Consider the following 19,901-nt stretch of genomic DNA (forward strand, 5'->3'; position numbering starts at 1 on the left):
CCCCATTAACGCACCGCAGAGTATCGTTACACTGGTAAAAGATTCACAGAATTTATTATTTGAGAAGAAAAATGAAAAAGCTCATCGCGTTAAGTGTTATCAGCCTTGTCCTCAGCGGCTGCGTTAATCCGGGCAAAGCATCCGTTCAGCCGGATCAGCTGAAGAGCCACCGTTTTGTTCTGGAAAACGTGGACGGCAAATCCGTGAAGGGCATGACAACGCAGCCTGAGATCGCTTTTAACGCGCTTCCCGACATTAGCCTCATTGATAACATTAGCGTTTCGGGCCAGATGTGTAACCGCTTCAACGGGCAGGGAAAGCTGTCCGAAGGTGAGCTGAAAGTGAAAACGCTGGCGATGACCCGCAAACTTTGTACCGAACCACAGCTTAACGAACTGGATCAGGCCATCGGCGACATGCTGCGCAAAGGGGCGCAGGTCGACCTGACTGAAGACCAGCTGACGCTGGCGACGGCCGATAAGACGCTGATGTTTAAGCGAGCAGAATAATCAGTAGCTACCGCAGCTTCCAACGGCAAGCGACTGTTCACTGCAGCGTTTGCCGTTTGGCAAGGCGCACATCCCAATAGCCGAACCGTCAAGCTGGCGGGCAACAGACAGCGAGCCGCCAATCATGGCGCAGTTGGCCTGGCCTGAACTGGACATTGCCGCTTTCATTCCCGGCGCCACGTGGGCCGCCGTGGCCTGCTGCACAGGTTCACTGCTACATGCCGACAACAACAACGCGGCACACCCTACCCAAAATGCTGAACGCATGCTCTCTTCCCCGTAATTAGTGCGAAACCTAAGCATAATAGGCATCACATCCCGTGTCGTCGAGAGCGGAAGTGCGTATTTATGCGCCGCTGAAACAATTTCTCGCAATTTTTTCGCCCTAAGTTTGATCTAACCATTGATGGTGGGAATACCGAGGACACAAAAGCGAAAATCGTAAAACCCCCTGTTTGCTAGACTACACAGATAATATTCAGGGTTTGTCGCCTTATGACAGCCCCCTATTTTTTGCGCAATGTAAGGGTGTCGTCCTATGCAAACTATTGACGGTAATGGTGCAGTTGCCTCAGTCGCGTTTCGCACCAGTGAAGTTATCGCCATTTATCCGATCACGCCAAGTTCAACTATGGCCGAGCAGGCGGATGCCTGGGCGGGAAACGGGTTAAAAAACGTCTGGGGCGATGTCCCGAGAGTGGTTGAAATGCAGTCTGAAGCGGGTGCGATTGCTACGGTCCACGGTGCGCTGCAGACTGGCGCGCTTTCCACCTCGTTCACCTCCTCTCAAGGATTGCTGTTGATGATCCCAACGCTGTACAAACTCGCGGGTCAACTGACCCCCTTCGTCCTGCACGTCGCGGCGCGTACGGTGGCCACCCACGCACTCTCAATTTTTGGCGATCACTCGGACGTGATGGCCGTGCGCCAGACCGGGTGCGCGATGCTGTGCGCCAGCAGCGTTCAGGAAGCGCAGGACTTTGCCTTAATTTCGCATATCGCCACGCTTAAAAGTCGCGTTCCGTTTATTCACTTCTTTGATGGTTTCCGTACCTCTCACGAAATCAACAAAATCGTCCCGCTGGCGGACGAGACTATCCTGGATCTGCTGCCACAGGCGGAAATTGACGCGCATCGCGCCCGCGCCCTTAACCCGGAACATCCGGTAATTCGCGGGACATCAGCAAACCCGGATACTTATTTCCAGTCACGCGAGGCCACAAACCCGTGGTACAACGCGGTTTATGACCACGTCGAGCAGGCAATGAATGACTTTGCCGCCGCAACCGGACGCGAGTACAAGCCGTTCGAATACTACGGCCATCCGCAGGCTGAGCGCGTGATTGTGCTGATGGGATCTGCTATCGGCACCTGTGAAGAAGTCGTTGACGAGCTGCTGACCCGCGGCGAAAAGGTCGGCGTGCTTAAAGTGCGTCTTTACCGCCCGTTCTCGGCTAAACATCTGCTCTCTGCCCTGCCGGAAAGCGCGCGTACCGTGGCGGTGCTCGATCGAACCAAAGAGCCTGGCGCACACGCGGAACCGCTGTATCTTGACGTGATGACTGCCCTCGCTGAAGCCTTTAATAACGGCGAACGTGAAACGCTACCGCGCGTTATCGGCGGTCGCTATGGCCTGTCTTCCAAAGAGTTTGGCCCGGACTGCGTGCTGGCCGTGTTTAACGAGCTAAGGGAAGCGAAACCTAAGCCGCGTTTCACGGTCGGCATTTATGATGACGTAACGAATCTTTCCCTGCCTTTACCGGAAAATACCCTGCCTGCGACAGCCAAACTTGAAGCGCTGTTCTACGGCCTGGGCAGCGACGGCAGCGTCTCGGCCACCAAAAACAACATCAAGATCATCGGCAATTCAACCCCGTGGTACGCGCAGGGTTACTTCGTCTACGACTCCAAAAAAGCTGGCGGTCTGACCGTTTCTCACCTGCGCGTCAGCGAGCAGCCCATCCGCTCGGCCTACCTTATTTCTCAGGCCGACTTTGTTGGCTGCCATCAGCTGCAGTTTATCGACAAGTACCAGATGGCTGAGCGCCTGAAGCCCGGCGGTATTTTCCTCCTTAATACGCCATACAATGCGGATGAGGTCTGGGCACGCCTGCCGCAGGAAGTACAGACGGTGCTGAATCAGAAAAAAGCCCGATTCTATGTGGTTAACGCGGCGAAAATTGCCCGCGAATGTGGCCTGGCCGCGCGTATTAATACCGTCATGCAAATGGCCTTCTTCCATCTGACCAATATCCTGCCGGGCGACAGCGCGCTGGTGGAACTTCAGGGCGCCATCGCCAAAAGCTACAGCAGCAAGGGGCAGGAGCTGGTAGAGCGAAACTGGCAGGCGCTGGCGCTGGCGCGCGAGTCGCTGTTCGAGGTGCCGCTGCAGCCGGTCAATGACGCCAGCCCGAATCGCCCTCCGGTGGTCTCGGATGCCGCACCTGATTTCGTGAAGACCGTCACGGCCGCCATGCTGGCCGGGCTGGGTGATGCCCTGCCCGTCTCTGCGCTGCCGCCGGACGGAACCTGGCCGATGGGCACCACCCGCTGGGAAAAACGCAACATCGCCGAAGCGATCCCCATCTGGAAAGAAGAACTCTGTACCCAGTGTAACCACTGCGTCGCGGCCTGCCCGCACTCTGCCATTCGCGCCAAAGTGGTGTCACCGGAAGCAATGGAAGATGCCCCGGCCAGCCTGCACTCTCTGGATGTAAAATCCCGCGACATGCGCGGCCAGAAATACGTTCTGCAGGTCGCACCGGAAGACTGCACCGGGTGTAACCTGTGCGTTGAGGTCTGCCCGGCGAAGGACAGGCAGAACCCGGACATCAAAGCCATCAATATGATGTCGCGCCTTGAACACGTTGAAGAAGAAAAAGTGAATTATGACTTCTTCCTGAACCTGCCGGAAATCGATCGCAGCAAGCTGGAACGCATTGATATTCGTACCTCGCAGCTGATCACGCCGCTGTTCGAGTACTCCGGCGCATGCTCCGGCTGCGGTGAAACGCCGTACATCAAACTGCTTACCCAGCTGTATGGTGACAGGATGCTGATTGCCAACGCCACCGGCTGCTCGTCTATCTATGGCGGTAACCTGCCCTCCACGCCGTACACCACCGATGCGAATGGGCGCGGTCCGGCATGGGCAAACTCCCTGTTCGAGGATAATGCCGAGTTTGGCCTGGGCTTCCGACTCACCGTTGACCAGCACCGCGCGCGTGTGATGCGCCTGCTTGAACAATTTGCCGATAAGATCCCGGCTGAACTTAACGCGGCGCTACACGCAGAAGCCACGCCAGAGGTTCGTCGCGAGCAGGTAGCTGCACTTCGCAGCGCACTCAAGGGAATTGACGGCGCTGAACAGCTTCTGACCGACGCTGACGCCCTGGTAGAAAAATCGATCTGGCTGATTGGCGGTGACGGCTGGGCCTACGACATCGGCTTTGGCGGGCTGGATCATGTGTTAAGCCTGACCGAAAACGTCAACATTCTGGTTCTGGATACGCAGTGTTATTCCAATACCGGTGGGCAGGCATCGAAAGCCACGCCGCTGGGCGCCGTCACGAAATTTGGTGAACACGGTAAACGCAAGGCACGTAAGGATCTCGGCGTGAGCATGATGATGTACGGCCACGTTTACGTCGCGCAAATCTCGCTGGGGGCGCAGCTTAACCAGACGGTGAAAGCCATTCAGGAGGCTGAAGCGTATCCGGGGCCGTCGCTGATCATTGCCTACAGCCCGTGCGAAGAGCATGGCTACGACCTGGCCCTCAGCCACGATCAGATGCGTCAGCTGACGGCCACCGGCTTCTGGCCGCTCTACCGGTTCGATCCGCGCCGTGCGGACGAGGGCAAATTACCGCTGGCGCTGGATTCACGTCCGCCGTCAGATGCCCTGGCAGAGACGCTGATGCAGGAACAGCGCTTCCGCCGTCTGAATGCGCAACAGCCTGAGGTGGCAGAACAGCTCTGGAAAGACGCCGCCGAAGATCTGCAAAAACGGTATGACTTCCTGGCACAAATGGCGGGTAAAGCCGAAAAATCAACCAGCGACTAACTCCACTGCCCGGCTTGTCCGGGCATTTTTTTGCCATAAAAAAAGCCCGATGTCTTCACACCGGGCTAATCCAGATAATTAATGAATCTCTCTTTAGTTTCCCAAATGACATTCACGATAATTATGGATAAATAATCTTAAAGGCATATAACGCCACAGAGATTACCTGATTCAACCGCTGATTAATAATTTTTATTTAATATGAATCATTTTCAATCATTCACCACAACAATGATCATTTCCGCGGATTTATTCATTTGAGATTTTACTCAATTAGTAACAATTATATTTTATTACTCTTTCGCAGGAGTGATTTAGCATGAGACAACTTTCTTATCCGGGAAGTTCAACAGGTAATCAAATAAAAACAACTGCAAAGGAATATCACGATGCAAAGAAAAGTACTGGCTCTGATGATTCCAGCTCTGTTAATGGCTGGCGCCGCGCATGCGGCAGAAATTTATAATAAAGACGGCAACAAATTAGATCTGTACGGAAAAGTAGATGGTCTGCACTATTTCTCCGACGATGCCTCTAAAGACGGCGATCAAACATACATGCGTCTGGGTTTCAAAGGTGAAACGCAGATTAACGACATGATGACCGGCTACGCGCAGTGGGAATATAACATTCAGGCGAATAACACCGAAGGGTCTGATAATCAGTCCTGGACGCGTCTGGCCTTCGCGGGTGTCAAAGTGGGTGACTACGGTTCCTTCGATTATGGTCGTAACTATGGCGTGCTGTACGACGTGGAAGGCTGGACCGATATGCTGCCTGAGTTCGGCGGCGACTCTTACACCTATGCGGATAACTTTATGACCGGCCGCGCCAACGGCGTGGCAACCTACCGCAACACTGATTTCTATGGTCTGGTGCAGGGTCTGAACTTCGCGCTGCAGTATCAGGGCAACAATGAAGATGCCAGCAACAATCAGGAAGGCACCAACAACGGCCGCGACATGCGTTATGAGAATGGCGACGGCTTCGGTATTTCAACCACCTATGATTTCGGCATGGGGTTCAGTGCCGGTGCCGCCTACGCCTCATCTGACCGTACAAATGACCAGGTAAGCGCAGGTACTGGCGCTGCGTCTCAATATGCGGGTGGTGATAAAGCGGATGCCTGGACTGCAGGCCTCAAATATGACGCAAATAATATCTACCTGGCGGCGATGTATTCTGAAACCCGTAATATGACGCCGTACGGTTCAGGTGATAGCAAATCAGGCGGTGGTATTGCCAACAAAACTCAGAACTTCGAAGTGACCGCACAGTACCAGTTCGATTTCGGTCTGCGTCCGGCCATTTCTTACCTGCAGTCTAAAGGGAAAGACCTGGGCAACGGTCAGGGCGATCAGGACCTGGTTAAATATGCGGACGTAGGCGCGACCTACTATTTCAACAAGAACATGTCGACCTATGTTGATTATAAAATCAACCTGCTGGATGAAGATGACAGCTTCTACAAAAACAACGGTATCAGCACCGACGATGTCGTTGCATTAGGCCTGGTTTACCAGTTCTGATGGTCAGAGCCCGCAGCGTCATGCGGGCTCTCCTTTTTTTGATGTTTGTCTTACAACAGCGCTTTATCGCGATATTGTTGAGGATAAGTTGAAAGAAAGCGGGTTAGACTGCGCCGATATCCCCCTCTTCATTAAGGATACCTGCGTTGTTTGGTCGTATATCCGTTACTATTCTGACACTTTTAGCATGCTTGTGGATGGCGTTAATCTTTGATTTTCGAGATATTGTCGGGCATCTCGGCACGCTGCTAAACCATCTGGATCACCATTAACAGTGAATCCCAGAAAAAAGCCACCAGCAGTGCCGGTGGCGGTCATACGCATTTCGAGCGTTATTTTTTCACGGGTTGAGGTTTTTTATCCCCTGATTCCGGGGCCTCACGCGGATCGTCTTTTTCTACACAGAGCATAATTTCTCCTGTTTTAGAAACCCACTTCCCACTATAGCCAGGCTGATAAAAAAAAGGCCAGGCGGTAATTAATCTTGATTGGTCTCTTTTTTGCGAAACGAGAGATAGCCAAAAACGCCGCTTTCGCCGTCGCTCGGATGGTTTACGCCATCCATCACCGTCACTTCTGGGAAATCAAACGGCGACACATTTTTAAAACAGGCCACATTGACGCCGTATTCATTTGGGTTAGAGCGACGCTGATGGAACGTGTAAATCCCGCAGACCGAGCAGAAGAAATGGCGCGCCGTCCCCGTGTTGAACCGATACTCCGTCAGCTTATCCTCACCTCTGGTCACGGTGATACCCGACAGCGGTGCAGAGACCACAACCGCGCCCCGCATACGGCAAAAAGAGCAGCTGCAGCGCCGCGCGGTATTCAAGCCGTCAGTCAGTTCGACGGTAAAAGCCACCGCACCACAGTGGCACTGTGCATGACGAATGTCAGCCATTGGCTATATCCCTTTTCTTACCAGTTCGGCAGCTTTGAGAAAAACCTCATCTTCTACACCATCGCCTTTCTGCCTGCCCAGCCTGACAAGTTCGTTGACAATGCTGTCACGATCGATCGTTTTTTGCGATGAAACCAGCCCTATAACGGCGGCCCCGATCGCCAGCCCCACTAATCCTGTTTGTTCGTCTTTGTTCTTCATACTCATGCTCCTGATACAACAAACAAGCGTAGCAGGATTTTTCAGACCGTTTTCAGGCGTTTTACTATTTCGCCTGAATCGCTGTTATTCCGACACGCTGGCCGTATGAGAGCTCTAAGGTATTACCGTCAGGATCGGCAAAAAATACATAATAGCCGACGGGGTCACCCAGATCTTCCGGCGCTTTCCTCAACACCCCTTCTTTAGCGGCCATCGCAGTTTTTCTGTCAATTTCTTCGCGCGTGGCGCAGGCAATCCCAAGGTGGCCAAAATGCCCCAGCGGCGTATCGGTCACGGTGTCCGCCTGCACCAGAACCAGCGCAAAAGGACGCGTATGGTCAGTTAGCCACGCCACTTTACGGGCAGTTGGAAGATCGGGCTCACGCGAATGGATGACGTCCATCCCGGCATATCGGCGATAAAAAGCAAGGCTCTTCTCCAGATCCCTGACCATAAACGCAACATGAGTGAATCCTACATCAATATCTTTCATATTAAGATGTTACTCCTGTATCAACATGTCGTAGCCATCTTAAAAGCTTAAGTTAACTTGAGGTCAACGGTGAATTTGTGCGGTCTTGATGACGTTCAAAAAAGAATAATGGGACAGAAATGATAAAGCGCCGCCGTGGCTGAAATATTCACGACGATGCTCAGCAAAAACCAAGTTTTGAAGGGTTGCTTCTGCGTTTTATGGCGAAAGAGCTGTTGGCCCAATATGGCGCCTGGCCACCCTCCCACAGTACCAAACGTCAGTAAAGTGACTTCCGGTATCCTGCGCATCGTTTTTCGTGCCGCCGTTTTGTCGACACCATAAATCGCTATCGTCAGCATATTAATCAGCAGAAACCACATTGCAAAAGGATACGAGGAAAAAAAGCTGCCGATCGCAGTGAAGATCAGCAGAACAAAACAAAAGCGATTCAATGTCATAGGGTCAGTCACGGAATATGTAAGCGTATGTTGGGAAAGCATTATACGCTATCTTACGCATGTATCCGGTCAGGTGCTATCAGCCCGCTTTTGCATGCGGCCTCAAAATGAATGACCTCTTCGACGCACCGAATTACATTTTGTGAAGCTGCGCATACGCTCCATCATGAGCAAGCAGTACCTTATGGCTTCCGCGTTCAACGATAACGCCAGTTTGTTTTGGTCCCCCCTCTCCCGGATGGCGAACAGAAAGCCGACTACGCTTTATTAGCTATTGCGCAGAGTGTAAAACGTGCTGGCATTCGCCGCCGGAATCCGTACCATACGCGGCATACTTTTGCCTGCTGGCTATTATCTGCCGGCGCTAACCCGTCTTTCGCCGCTACTGGCTCCGAAGGTAGTAATAAATGCAAGAAAATCAATCCAATACAAAGAAAGAACAATACAACCTGAATAAGCTACGCTGATTTTGCCAACTCATTGATATCATTTGCTTTACCATTGAATTCAATTAGTTATAGCATAATAACTTCTCCCTAAAGCTACCCAGAACTACATTTTTAATGCCCTTTTTTTGCCCCTATTTCGCATTTTTGCCCCTAAATTTGCCCCTAACACTAGCCAGTGCGCCACCCTTCTTCTCCCTGCCCTATACTTTAAGTCTGACATCTGGGTGGAGGTTTCTATGTGTGGGCGTTTTGCACAAGCTCAAACGCGTGAAGAATACCTGGCTTACCTGTCCGATGAAGCTGATCGCGGCATCGCATACGACCCTGAACCTATTGGCCGATACAACGTCGCGCCCGGCACCAAAGTGCTGCTGTTGAGCGAACGCGACGAGCAGCTGCATCTTGATCCGGTTTTATGGGGTTATGCGCCCGGATGGTGGGATAAGCCGCCACTGATTAACGCTCGCGTCGAAACCGCGGCCGCAAGCAGAATGTTTAAACCTCTGTGGCAACATGGCCGGGCGATCTGCTTTGCAGATGGATGGTTCGAGTGGAAGAAGGAAGGTGACAAGAAACAACCTTATTTTATCCATCGGGCAGACGGTCAGCCGATTTTTATGGCGGCTATCGGCAGCACACCGTTTGAGCGAGGCGATGAGGCAGAAGGTTTTCTGATAGTAACGTCTGCCGCTGACAAAGGCCTAGTGGATATTCACGACCGCCGGCCCCTGGTCCTATCGCCAGAAGCGGCCCGGGAATGGATGCGCCAGGACGTTGGAGGGAAAGAAGCGGAAGAGATTGTATCTGACGGCTCTGTACCAGCTGAGATGTTTATCTGGCATGCTGTGACCCGTGAAGTAGGAAATGTAAAAAATCAGGGGATAAAATTGATAGAACAAATAGATATATAATCTGATGTACTTTTGATGTGTACTTTATATTTGGTTCAATATTATCTCACTTTAAGAAAGAAATATATTTGCAGCCATCGGGCCACTAAGCCCATTTATACGATAAAATTCAACACGAACGCCAGGTTTTAACGTTTGGCTTTCATTATTTCTTAATGCAGAAATATGTAAAAAAACATCTTTTCTGCCATCTGATGGGATAATCAATCCCCTTCCGCTCTTGAAGTCAAAACTTTTGACAATTCCTGTCATTTTACGAGACAAATATTTTCCTAATGGCAATCCAGATTTGACTATACAGGATTGGTTAATAATAGCTAATCCTATCTTATTGGCCTTCCGGAAGGCTAAAATAAAATTTGCTTAATCTTTCAACACGTGCCTTAATGGTTTGACTGATTCGTTGCGATGATGAATCTAACTTTTCCAAAAGCCGTTCTCATAACCAGGTGTTATCTCTGATACCTCCTCCTCTTGAGTCCATACATATACCAGCATACGTTTCTTATCATGAGCTTGCTTGTCAGTTGAAATGTTCAAACGGAGTTTGTATGTCATCTAAAATCATAGGTCTTGTTAAGTGGTTTAACGAAGATAAGGGGTTTGGTTTTATCTCCCCACTCGATGGAAGTAAAGATGTTGTTGTTCACACTTCTTCCCTGCTGGGAGAAACATTTAATACTCTTTTTGAAGGACAAAAAGTCAAATTCGCTATCATAGCTGGAACTAAAGGTCCAATCGCTGCCAATGTAACACTTTGCGATAGATAATTTTAGATGGTTTACTTAAGCCAGCATGACTTTATCAGTGAAAGGTGATGTTCGGTTACTCACATCATTACAACAGGCCAGCATATTTACTTACCATCAAGTTTGCTGACCGATGTGATGAAATGCAGGACTGCTGCATGAACAGTCTCAAAGCAGAAGCTAACTGCTTATAAAATACTAAAGTGCGTAAGAGGTTAGGCAGCCTCCAAAAGCATCACTTCTTATTTTTTAATAATTTTTTTTAGAAGCGCTGGGAAGATTTGAACAAAGCACAGCAGTATGGGCACACCAACTGAGCCCCCTTTTGTACACGATTGTAACTATGTTCGGAATCTTTTGAGCAGTTTGGACAAGGACATTTTACCAAATAATTTCGGCGGAATTGAGTATTTTTACGTGCAGACATAGACTTCTCCAGTTCAAATGGACCGTTACAGTACACGTTAAGACTGTATAATGCTTGTTTTAATTTCGAAAGAGGCAAAAAAAATGAACAAACAGAACTCTTTCGACCACCTGCAGGGGCTAGAAACCCTCAAAATACATGGTGATATATGAAAAAAGTAATCATTTTTTTTAATGGTAAGCCAAGTAAAGTTATCACTGTGCTTAAAGGTGTGACATCAATACTCGAAGAATATCCTAATGGAGAAGTGATAAACCTTCAGATAATGTCAGCAGGTTTTCCCTCTTTAACAGGTGACCATGAAGTGGTTTATGTGGCATCAGATCGAGAGCTTACCTCTCAGGAAATATTAGATGCGGCGCAGAAGTATCTTTGACGCCTGAGATTCAACGCCAACATTCATAAAATCATTATTATAACTACGTTTAATTATTATGGCCTGCTTAATGCAGGCTTTTTTTTACCCCCACACAAACAATTATAATTAAGACAAGTGCATCCAACATCATGGCAATATGACTTTATTGCTGAAGCAACCATAAGGCTTCCATGAAAATCCTACAATACACAGTATTAATAGTTATTGAAGCACGATCCTCAGATAATAATATCAACCCTCTTCTCTTGGGTCTCTTGCATGACAGAAACTATTCAAGTAAGTCAAACCGAGGCGTTAAACTTCCATCCCATGCATTCATTGGTTCAGAGGGGCAGGCAGTTTTAGAGTGGCAGTCTGAAAAAGATGGAGCAGAAATACTAAAAAAAAGACTCTACCAGATGCTGCATGGAATTACACGTTTAGAAGAGTTTCCCACAGCAATTTTTCTAATGATTTGCCCAGAAGAAAAAACCTTAACCTTTGTTTCAAGACTTAAAGAAAAAAAATGAACATCGTTATTTCAGCCTTCACCATCTCAAAATGCTGCGATCGTGAAAACTGCGAAAGAAAATCATGAGGAACATCAGTAAATATTGTATCATTTGCTAAGCATTGCTGTTACATTCGGTTTAATGATGAATCCTCCTAAGCGGCAGGGCTAATTAACCTGATGATTTGTATATCAAGCGGCTCATCGTGAATTTCTGAAGCAGCGAGTCACGAGTGGTTAGCTCAATGACTCACCGGGAGGCACCCGGCATCATATCCGTAAGCCCCTGTATAATTGCAGGGGCTTATTTACATTACAAAAGCATAGTCTTAGACATATTACTGTTAATACTCATAGCCGATAATTAGGCTCGAATGAATAGACCGTTTAAAGAATCATCTAACTTTTATTAGGTCTGAATACCTCGTAGTATATCGTGGAGATAACATATCCCGTTTCATCTGCCACTGCTGCTGTATGCCCTGCCCGGCAAAGTAAAGCGTTCCTTTTCCATCTTTCGCGTTCAAGTGATCGAGCACCTCCATCAACTTATCGCTTCCTGCGCGTGGAGCGTTCTCATCGAAAAGGTTCAACTGCGCCACCCCTTGGCTGAAAAAATCTCCCAGCATGATTCCAGCCTTTTGATAGCGATAGCCATCCTTCCAGATTTTGTCCAGGCACTTTACCGCGGCGTTGATTATGTCGCGGGAATCCTGTGTAGGGGTGAGAAGCTTCATGGACGCGCTGTTACCGTAATATGGCTCGTTAAGCGCAAAGGGAGAGGTTTTCACGAACGCAGAAATAAAGCGGCAGTACTGATGCTCTCCCCGCAACTTTTCTGCGCCTCGGGCCGCATAACTGCAAATGGCCTGCCTCATTTGTTCGTAATCAGTGACGCGTTCACCGAATGACCTGCTACAGACGATCTCCTGCTTTGCCGGCGCAAATTCCTCCAGCTCGAGACAGGGCTCGCCGCGCAGCTCCCGGACAGTTCGCTCCAGGACGACATTAAAGTGTTTGCGGATAATCCACGTGCTTTGTTCAGAAAGGTCCAGAGCTGTTTTGATGCCCATGGCATTCAGCTTCTTACTGATGCGCCTGCCTACGCCCCATACATCTTCTACTGGCACGATGTCGAGCAATCGGCGCTGGCGGTCGATATTGGATAAATCAACTACCCCTCCCGTTTGCCGCTGCCATTTCTTCGCGGCGTGGTTGGCCAGCTTGGCCAGTGTCTTTGTCTGGGCAATTCCAATCCCGACAGTCAGGTGCGTCCGCTTCAGAACGGTAGCGCGGATTTCTTTGCCGAACTCAGTAAGATCCCGGCAATTGCGAACACCTGTTAGGTCACAAAATGCTTCATCGATACTGTAAATTTCTACGCGAGGGCTCAACTCCTCCAGTGTGGTCATTACTCGATTCGACATGTCTGCGTACAGCTCGTAGTTACTGCTGAAGCAAACAACCCCAGCGCGCCGAAATAAGTCCTTTTGCTTGAAGAAAGGCTCTCCCATTGTAATTCCAGCCGCCTTGGCCTCGGCGCTGCGCGCGATTACGCAGCCGTCATTGTTCGAAAGAACAACCACTGGCCGCCCTTTCAAATCGGGACGAAACACCGTCTCGCATGATGCGTAGAACGAATTCACGTCGCAGAGCGCAAACATACTCAGCTCGCCGATTTGACGATGAAAGTAACAACGCCGAAAACGTCCAGCGTATCTTCGCTGCCTACAACAATCGGACTGTAGGCGCTATTCATTGGGATGAGTTGGACATTTGGACGCAACTGCAAACGCTTAACAGTGAATTCCCCTTCAACCGCGGCGATGACAATGTCACCGTGCTCAGCCGTGCGCGAACTATCCACCACCAGCAGATCACCGTCGCTTATCCCGGCTTCGATCATTGAATCCCCCGCGGCTTTGACGAAATATGTAGAGCTCGGGTGAGCGACAAGTAACTCATTGAGATCGATACGCTGTTCAACGTAATCAGCTGCGGGGCTTGGGAAACCACACTGTACTAAGTCACTGAAAAGCGGAAGAGCGATAATATCTCGCAGTTCTGTTGGCCTGATGAATTCCATTGCACACACCTCAAATACTGTTTTTATATACAGTAGTTTTATTTGTAAGTGTCCGCAAGATACAGGCCCTATCGTCACTGCTTAAAGCTTCGCCGTTTCGTTTCTAAGTTTATCTCTCGTTTCGAATTATCTCTTTTGTAAATTTTTCAATAATGGCGCAGATGTAAGCAGATTTGAGGGAGACAAAGCCCGTTAAATGCCAGAACGGGCTGCGACTGAAAGCTAAGTCTTCATGATTCCGCTATTTTTGCTTAAGCTCCTGGAGCTCTTTCTGTGTTGCCTCCAGCTGTTTAATGACGTAGTTCAGTGCCAACACGGTATCAAGCATGATGACGTTGCTATCCAGCGCTAACGTATCGTCAGCATCAACCCTGTTGCCTTCACCATCAAATTTCGGTGCTGCAGGGACCAACGTTACGTACTCACTGTCGATCTTCATGACATCCTGAGCGATAACACCTCGGCGAACTCTCTCCAAAGGGTCATCGTTGTATACGTAAGTTGCTGGCAGGAATTTCTTGATATTCTCGTATGACTGATAACCATCATCGTATTTCACACTATGTTTCAGTTCGATATCACAGTTTGGTTGTTTAGAGAAAATATAATTGCCCCCAAAACCACCACTGCCTGAAACTGAAATATCCGCGGTAACGGTATTAAACGAGAAAATACGCGTTCCTGCAGATCCGCTATCACCAATGGTTACAAGTTCAATAGATGGCCAGTTGCTTTTCCCCTGGGAAATAGATCCAAGAGCGGTAACGGCGTGATACCCCCCTGAGCAATAGGTATGCCACCTGCCAAATGGTACAAATCCACTATCGTTTGGAGTTGATAGGTTTGGGCGTGCAAACGATGTGTTCGTGCTGTAGCCGTTAACAATATCTTGGTAACCGCCACCGTACCCCTCACCGGGGCCGATATGACTTTTAGACTGAAACGCACCATAAGGGTACCAGCGGAAATCAGCACCGGAGCTTACACCGTCAAAGATGTTCATTTGTACCCGAGCTAAATCAGTTCCCGCGCCGCGTACTGCACCGAGCCGCCAGGTGCCCGAATAATAGTTACCAGAAAGCCAGTTAACATAATTCTCGGCCGGACCATCGGAGCCAACATTACCTAAAGTAATGGCTTTATTACCCCCACTACCAGTAGCGATACCGACCTCATTACCTGCGGTTGAGATTATGCTTCCTGTAACAGTACCGCCTAACTTTCCTTCAATGGTGTTAAGACGCGAATCATTCCCGGCCGCCACGGTTCCGGTAGCCGCACCGAAAGGTCCGCGTCCGTCTCGTTAAGCAACTTTACCATCCGGTTTGCCACGCCAGTGGCGTAGCGGCTTAACCAGACGGAATGTGCGATCGATTCATCACGCAGGCTTTCGTTAATGGTGGGCATATCAGCCTCCCGTCAACGTTAGTGCCTGATTGCGAAGCGCATCAATAACCTCGTCCGGACTGTCGGCCGGGTCAATGAGATCGAGCTTCTGCAGCGCGCGAATCATATCGCTATCGCGCAGCGCACCGGACTGCCAGGCATTGACGATTGCCATCACCATGCCCGACTCAGCAACCTTCGCGATGAATTCCTGATTGATGGTGTAACTCGTCGTTTCGCCCTTGATGCCGAGGTATTTCGCACACCAGCCAAGCGCCAGCGTATAGGCCTCAGAAACGTTTGAAACGCAGATACCGAGCACCGATGTTGAGGATGTTTGCTCACCGCTCGCTTGGGTTGCCGTCTTCGCCGTGGCATTCTGCTCAATCAGCCGGGCGCCAAGCTGCACCATATAATCGCGTTTGCTGTCCATGGCCTCTTTAGCCAGCATGTTCGGCTGTGCCTGGGCATAACCAAACGAGCCCTCCTTGGGAAGCAAAAGCGGTGATCGGGAACCAATTTTCACGCCCTTCTTCTCGAGGTGATCGCGCCAGCCTGTATCGAGCCCAGTCATGTACGGCTGCACCTGGCCACAGAACCACACGCTGTCCTCATAGTCAGCACTGTTACGATAATGACCGTGATTTATCTCCACCAGCGCAGCTAGCGGTGAATCATCGATAGTGGGATCGTTATTCTGAGCACCGACAAAGGTGAACGGGATTTCGTCCCAGTAGTCCTTTCCTTTCGGCTTAGGGTGGTACTCACTGTCAACGGTGTAGGTACCGCTTGCGGTGCCACCTGCCCGGCGCCATACCCGGCAGATAAACTTCCCTTCCTGCAGCGCCAGCTCGCGGTACTGGATTTCATCCTTGTAAGCGTAGCCATCCGGCTCTTCTACGCATTCGCGCAGTACCACCAGCACCAGCTGATCGCGCCCGTTGATACGCTTCGTCCGCCAGTTAATGATGTTCTCTGCTGGATAGCGGAGGATGATCGCCTCATCGGAGGCTTCTGCGTAATCGACATAAAGCCCTTCTCGCGCAACTTCCAGCACGTTCTCGGTCACCAGTTGCGACTGCTGATAGATGCTGGTACCGGCCCCGTCAGCATTGTCCAACAGATATTTCAGCTTTTCAGGTCCATTAAACGTGGGGTCCTTGCGATACGCCATCCCAAGCATGCCGATCTTCGTATTGCCGGCAATGGCGTAGAACACCGCGCGACTCAGATAGTCTTCGTTGCGTTTGCGGTTACGCGTGGATTTATCGGTTGGGTCGAGATACGGCAGATACTTGTTACCTGCCGCTTTTACGGCCTCAGCGCCTTTGCAGAAGTCCCTGTATTTCCTCCAGGCAGCAGAAGCCGCCCGGTGTTCTGGTCGAACCCAGGTGATGTCGTCGTTTGCCATATCAGAAAGTGGTGTCCATGGTGATTGAGTATGCCGGTTTCACGATCGGGTAATCCTTCACGATGAAGTACCCACCAGCATCATTGGGGTGATCGTTATCTGCTGACTTGTCCGGTTCGCCATTGGCCGCCCAGATTTGCTGCTCGAGGCTCTCGGTATAAACCGGGCAGTTTTGCACGTTAACCAAATAGCGGCGCTCGCCGTTGGCGTTGCAGAACATGGCGTTCATCGAGTTGATGCGGTCTTTAACCGGCGGGTTGGCATCATCAACGATGACGCTGAAGCCGGCATCGTTAAGCTGGGCAATGTCCGTCTTGCTGGCGTTCTGCGATTTGCGGGAGTCGCCTGACGCATCCGGATAGATGTAAATCTCCCGGCTCTTCACGTAGCGACCGTCCTCGTAGCGCCAGAACTCTTCCTGTATGCGCTTAATCATCGCCGGCGTGTCGTAGACCTTCACCAGTTCACGTACCGCACGCGGCAGGCCATTACGCTTTACGTGAACGATCGCGGCCATTTTCCCAACGTTGAAGTCCATACCGATAAACAGCGGATCCCCGTCCTGAATCTCGTCAGAACAGTTATTCAGCTTGCGGTTAAAGGTGTGGTAAATGGTCCCGCTGTTAAGGTTGGTGAACTTCCCACGCAGATACGCCTGAATCAGTTCGTCAGGGTAAGAACTCAGCAGCGACGGGATGTAATCAGGCGGTAGATTCTTCGCATTGTCGAACGTGCTGGCCTGAATCAGTCCGTATAGAGCCGCAAGCTCTGGCTTTTCACGCACCGCCTTCACGAATTGCTGGTAGACGAACTTGAAACCTTCCGGTGTGGTCGTTACATCGATGCCATTACGTAGCCCATCAACCTTGTAACGCATACGAGCGATGATTTTTCGCCAGGCCTGCTGCGCTTTAGCAGCCGCCATGACGTCCAGCTCATCCACCATCGCATTACCGATTTTGAAACCGACTATCGAGCCGGGCTTCTCCATCGAGCGGCAGATGGTTGTCCCGCGGTAGCGCCGTCCTTCGTAGAAGTGAACCTCTTTGTTCCCTTCGTTGATTTTGACGCTCAGCCCCCAGTCGAAGGCTACCTCTTCAATCGTCGGGTAGAAGATGTCACGGATCTGTGGATATGTTGGCGCGAAATAGCCCTGGTTAATCTTAGGGTGCTCCCACATTCCCTTACAGATACCGCCACAACCCACCCACGTCTTACCGGAACCGAATCCGGCAACATAGGCTTTGAATTTGTACTGCATCGCGAGGAAACGCGCCTGAGGAATGTTAAGTGTCGGGCTGATCCCCATCGTCTGCCCTCGCATCCACTACGTTGATATTGATCTGCACTGGGGTTGGTTCATCGTCATCACCATCACCGGCCAGCTCCTTGCGGAGTTTCTCAACCTCCAGCAGCCGGCGTTCGATTTCAATCTGCTGCAGGCGCTGCGCGAACTCGCTATCAGCTAGGCCAAGCCGTTTCATAACAGCTTCGAACATGCGCTCACGGCTGATTGCTGTGATTTCGACGCCATTTTTGCCGACCTTCACGCCTGAATATGCGAGCCTGGAAGCAGCCGGGAGTTTGCGCGTATCAGGGAAATAAGGCTGGCCGATGCCGTCACCATTACAGCGCGGGCATTCTGGATTGGCCTCTCGGGTGTGGTCGTAACCGTAACCGCCGGAATCTTCGGGTTCACGTCTGTCACGCTCAAGCGCCTCGAGTCTTTTCTCTTCGAACTCAACGGCATCGCGCCACTGGTACTGATGGCCGAATCCCCAGCAGTAACGGCACGCGCCGCGGCGGTATTGTGAGAGTTGGTTTGCATCGAAGGTGGCGAGCTGCCACATCTGCGCGAGGACTTCATCGGCACTGCCAAGCGTGCGTGCAATGGACGCTTTTTGCTGCTGCGCAATAGCCTGCGCAACGTTAGGATTCGCTATGAGCTGACGACCGTAATTTGGGTCACTATAACCAGCACGCGCAGCGGCGGCCGTGGCGTTGTTGTCCTTCAGGTACTCCGCGACAAATAAGCGCTGCTGAGCAGTAAGTCCATCATCATCCACCAGCACATTTGCGCTTTTATCTTTCTGCGCAGTGCGCACTATCTTTCGCGCGTAAATTTTTGTATTTTGCGCAGTAGCTTTCTTGATATAGCGGCGAGCAGTTACATAATTAAGGTTATGTGTCTCGCACCATTCCTTAGGGGATATGCCAGTAGCAGCGTGATCAGACAGGAACCGCTTCTGCAGCTCGCCCCAGTCCGGCTTAGCCATTGTTACCTCTAAACTGATTGAACTTTAGACGTCACTCACAGCTTCAGTATTTGAAGCAATGAAGTATTTTTCTCAAAGAAATCTTGAAATGAGGATTTAAGCTTATGATATATGTATAATTACGATGACGTACAGAAAATCAAGGCCAATCTCGAGTGGATAGTGCATCAAGCCTCTGCCCGGTCTCATTTGCGCACTGAGCATGACCAATTAGTGATTTCCGATCTAATGGAACTAATCCAGACATATGAAACGCTTCTGGACCTTGTAAGCCAATTTGGTGCTTCCGTCTTAAATTCGGAAATCATAGCGGGTCTATCAATCACAGAGGAATTCATTGCTAAAGTTAAGAGGAATGAGGGTGCGATGTGAGCGACAAACACACTGTGAGACGATTGATTCGTGTATAGAAGCTTCAAACTGGTGGATTACAGTTTGAAGCTTGGGTTATTTAATTGCCGTACAGCCGATTGAAAAGGGCATTTTTTATCGCATCAGAATCAATCGGATCCAGGTTTAACCAGGTCAATGTCTCACGATTCTTTTCTGCATTGAAATCTGAAAACACACCATGGATATCACCGCTATCAGGTGAGTAGAGAACAGCAATATTCTGTTCTGGACAACTGTGTGGTTTACATCCTGACAGCGCAATATACTTTTTGCCCGCAACTGTTACTTCGGTTGATGGCGTGCTCGTGCCACCACTTTTTACCCATGCAGGTAGTTTGTTTTTACTAATCAGCTGGGAGTAGCTTTTAGACGTGCTTTTTGCACTGGCGAAGTCAGAAAGAGACTGCCCCTCGTCGGCAAGAGCACTGAAAGATACAAAAGCCATAGCAGCGATAATCACTTTACCTTTCATGTTAATCCTCACTCCATAAAGACATCTCAACACTATACCTTATCGGCTACTATGTCAGCCCTACAGTTAGCTAGCGGATTCCATATTACTGCCTATCCCAAGTGATTAAGTCAGAATCATCCTAATAGCTACCGCTTATGCTTGTTGATTACGGACTGCTTGCCAGACTATTCAAGACTCTGATGAGGAGTTTGCCAACTCCAAGGAAACATCCATAAAAAGAGCAAGTGAAACTGAGACTCTGGTAGCCCTCCTTGTGAGGGCATTTTTTTACAATGCTGCGCTTCGCTTGTTAAATATTGAGTCTTTTCTACAATTTAATAGTGCTTTGCTATG

General features: G+C 50.0%; 22 protein-coding genes and 2 pseudogenes. 8 read left to right on the forward strand and 16 right to left on the reverse strand.

The genetic code is table 11. The features are described from left to right. Positions 1–71: 71 nt before the first annotated feature. On the forward strand, positions 72–509 hold the full coding sequence (gene hslJ, locus OKF39_RS13050; RefSeq protein ID WP_028013312.1) for a heat shock protein HslJ: 438 nt from the start codon (positions 72–74) through the stop codon (positions 507–509). Here hslJ and OKF39_RS13055 read toward each other — a convergent pair whose 3' ends face one another. Further along, a complete protein-coding gene (locus tag OKF39_RS13055; protein WP_028013313.1) occupies positions 510–776 on the reverse strand; it encodes a putative hemolysin in 267 nt (88 codons plus the stop codon). A 271-nt stretch (positions 777–1,047) separates the two neighbouring features. Between OKF39_RS13055 and nifJ the strand changes: the two genes are divergently transcribed. Together nifJ and ompC are read left to right on the forward strand one after the other, a co-directional pair. After that, on the forward strand, positions 1,048–4,572 hold the full coding sequence (nifJ, locus tag OKF39_RS13060; protein WP_063154247.1) for a pyruvate:ferredoxin (flavodoxin) oxidoreductase: 3,525 nt from the start codon (positions 1,048–1,050) through the stop codon (positions 4,570–4,572). Positions 4,573–4,961: 389 nt separating this feature from the next. Next, on the forward strand, positions 4,962–6,101 hold the full coding sequence (gene ompC / locus OKF39_RS13065; RefSeq protein WP_028013315.1) for a porin OmpC: 1,140 nt from the start codon (positions 4,962–4,964) through the stop codon (positions 6,099–6,101). Positions 6,102–6,433: 332 nt separating this feature from the next. On the opposite strand, the gene OKF39_RS13070 is transcribed toward ompC, so the two are convergent. The 6 genes and pseudogenes from OKF39_RS13070 to OKF39_RS13095 all read right to left on the reverse strand — a co-directional run. After that, on the reverse strand, positions 6,434–6,511 hold the full coding sequence (locus OKF39_RS13070; RefSeq protein ID WP_223239581.1) for a hypothetical protein: 78 nt from the start codon (positions 6,509–6,511) through the stop codon (positions 6,434–6,436). Between the two features lie 68 nt (positions 6,512–6,579). Beyond that, a complete protein-coding gene (locus OKF39_RS13075) occupies positions 6,580–7,002 on the reverse strand; it encodes a GFA family protein (protein ID WP_041909734.1) in 423 nt (140 codons plus the stop codon). 3 nt (positions 7,003–7,005) lie between these two features. Further along, positions 7,006–7,203 carry a hypothetical protein gene (locus OKF39_RS13080; protein ID WP_049136498.1) on the reverse strand — a complete coding sequence of 66 codons (198 nt, stop codon included), beginning with the start codon at positions 7,201–7,203 and terminating at the stop codon, positions 7,006–7,008. A 64-nt stretch (positions 7,204–7,267) separates the two neighbouring features. Further along, complete coding sequence (locus tag OKF39_RS13085; RefSeq protein WP_028013318.1) at positions 7,268–7,696, reverse strand: VOC family protein; 429 nt, start codon at positions 7,694–7,696, stop codon at positions 7,268–7,270. A 95-nt stretch (positions 7,697–7,791) separates the two neighbouring features. Further along, positions 7,792–8,136, reverse strand: a complete 345-nt coding sequence (locus OKF39_RS13090) for a DUF1294 domain-containing protein (protein ID WP_479983022.1) — start codon at positions 8,134–8,136, stop codon at positions 7,792–7,794. Between the two features lie 133 nt (positions 8,137–8,269). Continuing rightward, positions 8,270–8,353 (reverse strand): annotated as a pseudogene (locus OKF39_RS13095) (ABC transporter); the annotation flags it as partial. Here OKF39_RS13095 and OKF39_RS13100 point away from each other — a divergent pair. Both OKF39_RS13100 and OKF39_RS13105 read left to right on the forward strand, forming a co-directional pair. Beyond that, positions 8,350–8,523 (forward strand): annotated as a pseudogene (locus OKF39_RS13100) (site-specific integrase); the annotation flags it as partial. The pseudogenes OKF39_RS13095 and OKF39_RS13100 overlap by 4 nt on opposite strands. Before the next feature lie 298 nt (positions 8,524–8,821). After that, a complete protein-coding gene (locus tag OKF39_RS13105; protein ID WP_248239328.1) occupies positions 8,822–9,496 on the forward strand; it encodes an SOS response-associated peptidase in 675 nt (224 codons plus the stop codon). 51 nt (positions 9,497–9,547) lie between these two features. Here OKF39_RS13105 and cspF read toward each other — a convergent pair whose 3' ends face one another. Next, positions 9,548–9,760 carry a cold shock-like protein CspF gene (gene cspF, locus OKF39_RS13110; protein WP_248239327.1) on the reverse strand — a complete coding sequence of 71 codons (213 nt, stop codon included), beginning with the start codon at positions 9,758–9,760 and terminating at the stop codon, positions 9,548–9,550. 287 nt (positions 9,761–10,047) lie between these two features. On the opposite strand from cspF, the gene OKF39_RS13115 reads away from it, so the two are divergent. Next, positions 10,048–10,266 carry a cold shock domain-containing protein gene (locus OKF39_RS13115; protein ID WP_045370991.1) on the forward strand — a complete coding sequence of 73 codons (219 nt, stop codon included), beginning with the start codon at positions 10,048–10,050 and terminating at the stop codon, positions 10,264–10,266. A 241-nt stretch (positions 10,267–10,507) separates the two neighbouring features. Here OKF39_RS13115 and OKF39_RS13120 read toward each other — a convergent pair whose 3' ends face one another. Next, entirely contained in the window at positions 10,508–10,672 is a 165-nt protein-coding gene (locus OKF39_RS13120; RefSeq protein ID WP_213729873.1) for a YnfU family zinc-binding protein, read from the reverse strand. 148 nt (positions 10,673–10,820) lie between these two features. Here OKF39_RS13120 and OKF39_RS13125 point away from each other — a divergent pair, with 148 nt between their 5' ends. Together OKF39_RS13125 and OKF39_RS13130 are read left to right on the forward strand one after the other, a co-directional pair. Continuing rightward, positions 10,821–11,048 carry a hypothetical protein gene (locus OKF39_RS13125; RefSeq protein ID WP_061098079.1) on the forward strand — a complete coding sequence of 76 codons (228 nt, stop codon included), beginning with the start codon at positions 10,821–10,823 and terminating at the stop codon, positions 11,046–11,048. 173 nt (positions 11,049–11,221) lie between these two features. Next, positions 11,222–11,560 carry a hypothetical protein gene (locus OKF39_RS13130; RefSeq protein WP_126345475.1) on the forward strand — a complete coding sequence of 113 codons (339 nt, stop codon included), beginning with the start codon at positions 11,222–11,224 and terminating at the stop codon, positions 11,558–11,560. Between the two features lie 376 nt (positions 11,561–11,936). Here OKF39_RS13130 and OKF39_RS13135 read toward each other — a convergent pair whose 3' ends face one another. The 7 genes from OKF39_RS13135 to OKF39_RS13165 form a co-directional block, all read right to left on the reverse strand. Continuing rightward, positions 11,937–13,205 (reverse strand): Y-family DNA polymerase, encoded by a 1,269-nt coding sequence (locus tag OKF39_RS13135; RefSeq protein WP_061098078.1) that lies wholly within the window; start codon positions 13,203–13,205, stop codon positions 11,937–11,939. A gap of 2 nt (positions 13,206–13,207) precedes the next feature. Next, positions 13,208–13,627, reverse strand: a complete 420-nt coding sequence (locus OKF39_RS13140) for a translesion error-prone DNA polymerase V autoproteolytic subunit (RefSeq protein ID WP_059357634.1) — start codon at positions 13,625–13,627, stop codon at positions 13,208–13,210. A gap of 241 nt (positions 13,628–13,868) precedes the next feature. Continuing rightward, positions 13,869–14,891: a tail fiber domain-containing protein gene (locus tag OKF39_RS13145; protein WP_479983023.1), complete on the reverse strand. Its 1,023-nt coding sequence runs from the start codon at positions 14,889–14,891 to the stop codon at positions 13,869–13,871. Positions 14,892–15,035: 144 nt separating this feature from the next. Continuing rightward, positions 15,036–16,424 carry a DUF4055 domain-containing protein gene (locus OKF39_RS13150; protein WP_182033718.1) on the reverse strand — a complete coding sequence of 463 codons (1,389 nt, stop codon included), beginning with the start codon at positions 16,422–16,424 and terminating at the stop codon, positions 15,036–15,038. A 1-nt stretch (position 16,425) separates the two neighbouring features. Continuing rightward, entirely contained in the window at positions 16,426–17,733 is a 1,308-nt protein-coding gene (locus tag OKF39_RS13155; RefSeq protein ID WP_049136388.1) for a terminase large subunit domain-containing protein, read from the reverse strand. Beyond that, complete coding sequence (locus OKF39_RS13160) at positions 17,711–18,700, reverse strand: terminase small subunit (protein ID WP_479983024.1); 990 nt, start codon at positions 18,698–18,700, stop codon at positions 17,711–17,713. Before OKF39_RS13160 ends, OKF39_RS13155 begins: the two co-directional genes overlap by 23 nt. A 451-nt stretch (positions 18,701–19,151) precedes the next feature. After that, the gene (locus OKF39_RS13165) at positions 19,152–19,565 is read right to left on the reverse strand and encodes an Ivy family c-type lysozyme inhibitor (RefSeq protein ID WP_050590030.1); all 414 of its coding nucleotides are present in this window, start codon (positions 19,563–19,565) and stop codon (positions 19,152–19,154) included. Between the last annotated feature and the right edge of the window lie 336 nt (positions 19,566–19,901).

It is taken from the genome of Enterobacter cloacae complex sp. HYC042_NIDB (assembly GCF_056673315.1).